The 7,189-nt window shown below is 64.9% G+C and carries 7 protein-coding genes; 6 read left to right on the top strand and 1 reads right to left on the bottom strand.

Features of this window, described 5'->3' with window-relative positions; all coding sequences use genetic code 11:
* Together VFG49_RS01255 and VFG49_RS01250 are read left to right on the top strand one after the other, a co-directional pair.
* Positions 1-565, top strand: a 565-nt coding sequence (locus VFG49_RS01255; RefSeq protein WP_324857586.1) for a capsule biosynthesis GfcC family protein, incomplete at its 5' end; no start/stop codon positions are given.
* A gap of 110 nt (positions 566-675) precedes the next feature.
* Entirely contained in the window at positions 676-2,727 is a 2,052-nt protein-coding gene (locus VFG49_RS01250) for a YjbH domain-containing protein (RefSeq protein ID WP_324857584.1), read from the top strand.
* 42 nt (positions 2,728-2,769) lie between these two features.
* Here the strand turns inward: VFG49_RS01250 and VFG49_RS01245 are convergent, their stop codons facing one another.
* Positions 2,770-3,114: a Rieske (2Fe-2S) protein gene (locus tag VFG49_RS01245; RefSeq protein ID WP_324857582.1), complete on the bottom strand. Its 345-nt coding sequence runs from the start codon at positions 3,112-3,114 to the stop codon at positions 2,770-2,772.
* 78 nt (positions 3,115-3,192) lie between these two features.
* Between VFG49_RS01245 and VFG49_RS01240 the strand changes: the two genes are divergently transcribed.
* The 4 genes from VFG49_RS01240 to VFG49_RS01225 all read left to right on the top strand — a co-directional run bounded on the left by VFG49_RS01240 (position 3,193) and on the right by VFG49_RS01225 (position 7,089).
* Entirely contained in the window at positions 3,193-3,462 is a 270-nt protein-coding gene (locus tag VFG49_RS01240; protein WP_324857580.1) for a hypothetical protein, read from the top strand.
* A 195-nt stretch (positions 3,463-3,657) separates the two neighbouring features.
* Positions 3,658-4,533 carry a methylated-DNA--[protein]-cysteine S-methyltransferase gene (locus VFG49_RS01235; protein ID WP_324857578.1) on the top strand — a complete coding sequence of 292 codons (876 nt, stop codon included), beginning with the start codon at positions 3,658-3,660 and terminating at the stop codon, positions 4,531-4,533.
* A gap of 142 nt (positions 4,534-4,675) precedes the next feature.
* Positions 4,676-5,596: a drug/metabolite exporter YedA gene (yedA, locus tag VFG49_RS01230; protein ID WP_324857576.1), complete on the top strand. Its 921-nt coding sequence runs from the start codon at positions 4,676-4,678 to the stop codon at positions 5,594-5,596.
* Positions 5,597-5,676: 80 nt separating this feature from the next.
* Entirely contained in the window at positions 5,677-7,089 is a 1,413-nt protein-coding gene (locus tag VFG49_RS01225; RefSeq protein WP_324857574.1) for a short-chain fatty acid transporter, read from the top strand.
* Positions 7,090-7,189: the final 100 nt, after the last annotated feature.

Raw genomic sequence — 7,189 nt, 5'->3', positions numbered from 1 at the left:
GCTGTCCGAGCAGGCGCGCCTGAAGGCTGGCGTTCTGTTCGATCTGGATGCGGTTCGCCAACAGGCCATCCGCGACGACCGTGAGGACGTCGCTGGCATCGCCGCATCCTTGTACACATGGTTGCAGGCGATGCCGGCCACGGGTCGCCAAGTCGCCTTGCTCGATCCTCGTGCGGTGGAAATCACGCCCACCGAGAACCGACCTGTACTCGATGGCGATACCCTTTATTACCCGCGACGGCCTACCGATGTTCGTGTCGTGGGGGCCGTGGTCAACGCCTGCGAGCTGGCACACGTGGCGCTTCGGGATGCACACGAATTTCTCCGCGCCTGCCCACGCTCCTCTGTCGCGGACGGTGACTGGATCTTCGTGATTCAGCCCGATGGCCGCGTTTTCAAGCAGGGCGTTGGCTTGTGGAACGCCGGTTCCCCGATGCCCTTGGCGCCCGGCGCCATGATTTTCGTGCCCCTGCGCGAAAGCGCCGTACACGTGGCACCTGACGTCAATCGCGAGATGGCGGAATTTCTCGCCACCCAACCCGTGGGGAGCACGGACGCCCCATGATGAAGCGGTACCGGCTGGGAAGCCCCTATCGAATGGCCAAGGCAGCGGGACGCAAACCTGTCTTGCCGCGCCGCTGTGGCTGTGCGTTGTCGCTGGCGGGCTGTCTGCTGATGAGCACGACGCACGCACAGAATGCGCCAACGCAAGCTGATTTTGGCGGCGTCGGCCTGTGGCAGACGCCGACGGCGCGCATGGCCGAGGAAGGTGAACTGGCCTTTACCGCGAGCCATGCGCAGCCCTACGACCGATACAATTTCTCGTTGCAGCCGTTGCCGTGGCTGGAGGGTATTTTTCGCTATACGGCGGTGAGCAATCGCCTCTATGGCCCCGACTCCTTGAGCGGCTCGCAGAGCTATAAGGACAAATCGATCGACGTGAAAGTGCGGCTCTGGACGGAGAGCCGCTACCTGCCCGACCTCAGCGTAGGCGCTCGCGACATTGGTGGCACCGGTCTGTTTTCGGGCGAATACGTAGTGATCAACAAGCGTTTCGGTGCCTTCGATGCCAGCCTGGGTATGGGCTGGGGTTACGTCGGCGGCCGTGGCGATATCAGCAATCCGCTCTCCGTCCTCAGTGACAAGTTTGATACGCGCCCCGATGGAAGCAGCGGAACGGGCAAGCTCAGCACAAACCACTATTTTCGTGGACCCGCAGCCCTCTTCGGCGGCATCTCCTACCAGACACCCTGGGACTGGCTGGTGCTGAAAGCCGAATACGACGGCAACGACTATCAGCACGAGCCGCAGCACAACAACCAGAAACAGAGTTCACCGGTGAATGTCGGCGCGGTGATTCGTCCCAGCCGCAACCTGGACCTGAGCCTGGCGCTGGAGCGCGGCAACACGGTGGTCTTCGGGCTCAGCTTCCACGCCAACATGGCAACCAGTGCGGCCCCGCCGAAACTGCTGGATCCGCCGCTGCCGAAACGGAATGCACAGGCTGTCACCACGACTCCCGAACAGGTCGACTGGGCCAAGGTGTCGGCTGCACTGCACGACAATGCGGGCATCCAGGTATCCAGCATCACCCGGCGCGGCAGCGAAATCGTGGTAAGCGGCGAGCAGGATCGCTACTTCTATTCGGCCAAGGCCGTGGGGCGTGCTGCACGCGTGCTCGACAATCAGCTCGGTCCGTCGATCGACTGGTACACCGTGGTATCGCAGCAGGAAGGCTTGTCCACCGTCGAAACGAGCGTGCATCGCCAGCGTTTCGATGAACTGGTGGATCACGATATCGACCTTTCCCAATTCCGCCGTAGCGTGGAGCAGAACGCCCCTACGCCGCGCAGGGAACAGGTGCTCTACAGCGTGCCCGTGCACCGCTGGGATCAGTCGTTTTCCTTTGCCTATGGCCAGAGCCTCGGCGGGCCCGACGCGTTTCTGCTGTATCAGATTGCAGCGGTGTATGACGTGGATTTCCACTTCACCCCAAACTTCTGGTGGAGCGGCGCGGCCAGCCTCAACCTGATCAACAACTACGACAAGTTCACGTACGACGCGCCGAGCGAGCTGCCGCGCGTGCGCACCGACGTGCGCCAGTACATGACCAGTTCGAATCTCACCATGCCGATCTTCCAGCTGACCGGCACCCGGCAGCTCGGCAACGACCTGTATGGCATGGCCTATGCGGGCATGCTGGAGAGCATGTTCGGTGGCGTCGGTGGCGAGATGCTCTATCGCCCGTTCGGCCAGCGCTGGGCCATCGGCACGGAAATCGACTGGGTCAAGCAGCGTGGCTACGACCAGGACTTCTCGTTCCGCGATTACCACATCGTCACCGGTTTCGTGACCGGTTACTTCGATCTTGGCTACAAGGACGTACTGGTCGCGGTGAGCGCTGGCCGCTACCTGGCGGGCGACTGGGGCGCCACGCTGGACGTTTCCCGCGAGTTCCGCAACGGCGTGCGCATGGGTGCGTACGCAACGAAGACCAACGTATCGGCGCAGCAGTTTGGCGAAGGCAGCTTCGACAAGGGCATCTATGTGTCGATCCCGTTCGATCTGATGCTGCCGCGCTCCACGCTCAACCGCGCGACCTTCGTGTGGGATCCGCTCATCCGCGACGGCGGCGCCCGCCTGGGCCGGCGCTATGGCCTGTACTCGCTCACCAGCGATCGCGACTTCGACAACTTCAACGGGAACCTCGACAAGATTGTCGAGTGATGGCCCACGGCCCCGCGCACGGCGCGAGGCCCTCCATTCGTGTCACTCGTCCAGCCAGACCTCGCCGTCGGCAATACGCACACCCACGCTGCGCAAGTGTTCGCCGCGGCACGGGCCGCCCACGCACAGGCCGTCCTCATCGTTGAACGAAGCCCCGTGGGCTGCGCAGATCAGCAGGCGATCCTTGATCAGGAATTTGCCCGGTGCCCAATCCAGCCGGCGGCCCGCATGCGGGCAGATATTCATGTAGGCGCGCACGGTGTCCTCGCGACGCAGCACGATGACGCTCTCTTCGCCATCACGCAGCACCGCATCGACGGCGATTGCGCCGCCATCGGGAATTTCATCGATCCGGCAAAGCGCCCGGTCGGGAGTAGCTGTATCCATCGGCACTTGCCTCTTCGGCCGTCAGGCCCCATCGTTACGCACGTAAGTCGTTGATTTTACCACACGGATTTTTAACACATGCGCTTTTCGCTGCCCTTGCCGCGTCGTTCCCGCCATCCGCTGATCCGCGCCCTGTCGCTTGTCATCGGGCTGGTGGTGGTGGGCGTGTTGATGGTGTTCGGTCTGATGGTAGCTGGCGTGCTGCTGGTCGGTGGCGGTCTGGTATTCGCCCTGCGCCAGTGGTCGCGTTCCCGTACTGCCCGGCCTGCGGCCCGCACGACGCACAAGCCCGAAGTGATCGAGGGCGAATTCGTGGTGCTGCACCAGACGCGCCACGCGGCGCGCTGAAGCGAACGCCTGCCTGTTGTTGTAGCAGCGCACCCAGTGCGCGAACGGCGCTCGTACGAATGACAGTCCAGTCCGCGATCGCGCACCGGGTGCGCTCCTGCAAGAGCGGGCGAGCGATTGCGACAGGCGCAAGATCCGGATGGTGACGACACCGGGCCAGCTTTAGGCTGACTCCATCGCATCAGGGATACCGCCATGAATGCCCGCCTCGCTACCGAATCCGTTCTGGAACAGGCCCGCCAGCTAATTGAACGCGCCGAAGAGGCGCCGACCCTGCAGGCGCTCGCCGATGCGGTCCAGTTGAGCCCTAGTCACTTGCAGCGCGCGTTCCGGCGGCGCTTCGGCATGAGCCCGGCCGAATACCATCGTGCCCGCCGTTTTGGACAGCTCAAGACCGCACTGCGCCAGGGCGCGGCCGTCACCGACGCGGTATACGACGCGGGCTTCGGGTCCGGCAGCCGCGTCTACGAACACAGCGATCGCCTGCTGGGCATGACCCCGGCCAGCTACCGTGCCGGCGGCGCGGGTGCGGATATCCGCTATACCACCACTGATACGCCGCTCGGCCGCCTGCTCGTGGCGACCACCTCTCGCGGCATCTGCTCGGTGACACTGGGCGACAATGATGAAGAGCTCGAGGCACGCCTGGCGGAAGAGTTTCCGCGGGCCACGCACGAGCGCGTCGATGCTGGTCGTGAGGAATGGCTGGACGCCGTCATCGCGCGCATCGCCAGTGAATTGGGCTGGAGTGATACGGCAGCACCGGAGCTGCCGCCGCTGGACGTGGCGGCCACGGCCTTTCAATGGCGCGTATGGAATGCACTCACCCGCATCCCCAGCGGAAGCACCAAGAGTTACGGCGAACTTGCAGCAGAGCTCGGCGTACCCAAGGCGGCGCGGGCCATTGGCCAGGCCTGCGGCAGCAACAAGCTGGCGCTGATCGTGCCCTGCCATCGCATCGTGCGCGAAGACGGTTCGCTCGGTGGCTGGCGATGGGGCGTTGCCCGCAAGCGCGAGCTGCTGGCCAGCGAGCATCGCAAGGAACCCGGCGCGTCGCGTTCGGCCGCCTGAAAACCGCGCGCGGCTTGAGCGCGTCTCAAGACTGCCTTGCACAAGCCTCGCTACCGCCCCTCCCCGTGCCGGGCTAACGTGGTTGCGCTTGTACACTATCGGCTGGCATCGACCCCGCGATGCCCTCAGCGCGCCTCTGCCCATGAATGATTCAGCCTCGACATCCGCCGCCGCGGCGCCCGCCCCCGTTGTCGCCAGCCGCCTGATGGTGCCGCTGGCGCTGTTTTCGCTGTACATCATCTGGGGTTCCACCTACCTGGGCATCCGGTTCGCGCTGGAAAGCTATCCGCCGTTCCTGCTGGCCGGCGTACGCTTCATTTGCGCGGGACTGTTGCTGTTCGGCGTGCTCCGCTTGCTCGGCCATGCCATGCCGACGCGACTGCAGTGGCGCAACGCGGCGATCACCGGCACGTTGCTGCTCGGCTTCGGCAATGGGCTGGTGTGTTTTGCCGAACAGCGTGTGAGCTCAGGCATCGCGGCGGTTGCCGTGGCCAGCATGCCGCTGTTCGCGGCGCTGTTTTCCGGCATGTACGGCGAGTGGCCGTCGCGGCGCGAAACGGTGGGCCTGGTGATCGGCTTCGTCGGCGTGGTCGTGCTCAATCTTGGCAGCGGTTTGTCCGGCTCGCGCATCGGCGCCCTGGCCTTGATCGTGGCGGCCATGAGCTGGGCCTTCGGCTCGGCCTGGAGTCGCCGTCAGGTCATGCCGGCCGGCCCCATGAACACGGCCGCGCAAATGCTGTGCGCCAGCGTCGCCCTGCTGATCGTGGGCTACCTCACCGGCGAGAAAATGCCGGCGCATCCCACCTTGCGCGCCACCGGCGCGTTGATCTATCTGGCGATCTTCGGTTCCATCATCGCCTTCAGCGCCTATCTCTACGTGCTCAAGCACGCGCGGCCGGCGCTGGCGACCAGCTACGCCTATGTGAATCCGCCCGTGGCGGTGCTGTTTGGCGTGCTGCTGGCCGGCGAAACCGTGGGCCCGTATGACCTGGCCGGCATGGCCATCATCCTGGTCGGCGTGGGTGCGATCACCCTCGCCAAGCAGCGCCGGGGCGCACGCTAGAGCCGTTTTCGACCATGGTCGGCTTGCCCCGCCGGCCATCCGATGCCCACCATGCCCCCGGTTCTTGCCCGGGAGCGCCCATGAACGCGACAAACGAAGGTCTGCTGGCCCGCGCCGCCCTGCGCAGCGCCGCCTGGTCGGAACGCTGGTTTCCGGATGCCTGGGTATTCGCGGCACTGGGTGTGGTGATCGTGGCGATAGCGGCGTTGTCCTTTGGCGCGACGCCGACCGTCACCGTGAACGCGTTCGGTGACGGCTTCTGGAGCTTGATTCCCTTCACCATGCAGATGGCCTTCGTGGTCATCGGCGGTTACGTGGTGGCCACCGCGCCGATCGTCGCGCGCTTCATCGAGTGGCTGGCACGCGTGCCTCGCACGGGGCGCGGCGCCATCTGCTACGTGGGCCTGGTGAGCATGCTGGCCTCGCTGCTCTCGTGGGGATTCTCGCTCGTGTTTGGTGGCCTGCTGGTGCGCGCGCTCGCGAGGCGTGCCGATCTGCGCCTGGATTACCGGGCAGCCGGCGCGGCGGCGTACCTCGGGCTTGGCGCCGTGTGGGCCATGGGCCTGTCGTCGTCGGCCGCGCAACTTCAGGCCAATCCCAAGAGCATGCCGCCGGGGTTGATCAACATCACCGGCGTACTGCCTTTCAGCGAAACCATTTTCCTGTGGCAATCGATGGTGCTCACCGCAGTGCTGATCAGCGTATCGCTGCTGATCTGCTGGCTCACGGCACCGTCGGATGCCAATGCACGCACGGCGGAGGACTTCGGCGTGACGGAAACGGCCACGCCCGCATTGCCGCCACGGCAACGTCCCGGCGAGTGGCCGGAATACAGCCCGCTGCTTTCGCTGCTGATCGGACTGCTCGGCCTGGGCTGGCTCGGCTACGAGTTCGCCACCAAGCCGGCGGTGACGGCGATCGCCAACCTCAACACCTACAACTTCCTGTTCCTCACGGTCGGCTTGTTGCTGCACTGGCGTCCACGCAGTTTTCTCAATGCGGTGTCGCGTGCCGTGCCCAGCACCGCCGGCGTGCTGATCCAGTTTCCGCTGTACGGTGGCATTGCCGCCTTGCTGACGCATGCACCCGGTTTTGGCGACCAGACGCTGGCCCATCGACTCTCGGGGCTGTTCGTGCACGTCGCCTCCACCGATACGTTCTCGCTGGTGATGGGCGCGTACTCGGCGATCCTCGGCTTCTTCGTGCCTTCGGGTGGCGGCAAGTGGCTGGTGGAAGCACCCTACGTGATGCAGGCGGCGAACGATCTGCACGTGCATCTGGGCTGGGCCGTCCAGGTATACAACGCGGCCGAGGCATTGCCCAACCTGATCAATCCGTTCTGGATGCTGCCACTGTTAGGCGTGCTGGGGTTGAAGGCGCGCGACGTGGTGGGTTTCACCTTCATGCAGCTGGTGGTGCATGTGCCGCTGGTGCTTGGGCTGTTGTGGGCGCTGGGGCTGACGTTGACGTATGTGCCGCCGGTGATGCCTTAGGACTGAGGCGGGTTGTTTCGCGCACTGGGTGCGCTCCTGCAGTGAGCGCACCCAGTGCGCGACCGGGGCGCGGCAACGCCGCGCCCCGACACCAACACAA

Source organism: Dyella sp., assembly GCF_035685885.1.
Taxonomy (GTDB): Bacteria; Pseudomonadota; Gammaproteobacteria; order Xanthomonadales; family Rhodanobacteraceae; genus Dyella.
The sequence above is the reverse complement of the archived record's forward strand: the minus strand, read 5'-3'. Positions and strand labels throughout refer to the sequence as shown.

Coding starts and splice junctions, on each gene's coding strand:
- VFG49_RS01225 (WP_324857574.1), top strand. CDS start 5,677: ATGAACGCGACAAACGAAGGTCTGCTGGCCCGCGCCGCCCTGCGCAGC.
- VFG49_RS01240 (WP_324857580.1), top strand. CDS start 3,193: ATGCGCTTTTCGCTGCCCTTGCCGCGTCGTTCCCGCCATCCGCTGATC.
- yedA (WP_324857576.1), top strand. CDS start 4,676: ATGAATGATTCAGCCTCGACATCCGCCGCCGCGGCGCCCGCCCCCGTT.
- VFG49_RS01235 (WP_324857578.1), top strand. CDS start 3,658: ATGAATGCCCGCCTCGCTACCGAATCCGTTCTGGAACAGGCCCGCCAG.
- VFG49_RS01245 (WP_324857582.1), bottom strand. CDS start 3,114: ATGGATACAGCTACTCCCGACCGGGCGCTTTGCCGGATCGATGAAATT.
- VFG49_RS01250 (WP_324857584.1), top strand. CDS start 676: ATGAGCACGACGCACGCACAGAATGCGCCAACGCAAGCTGATTTTGGC.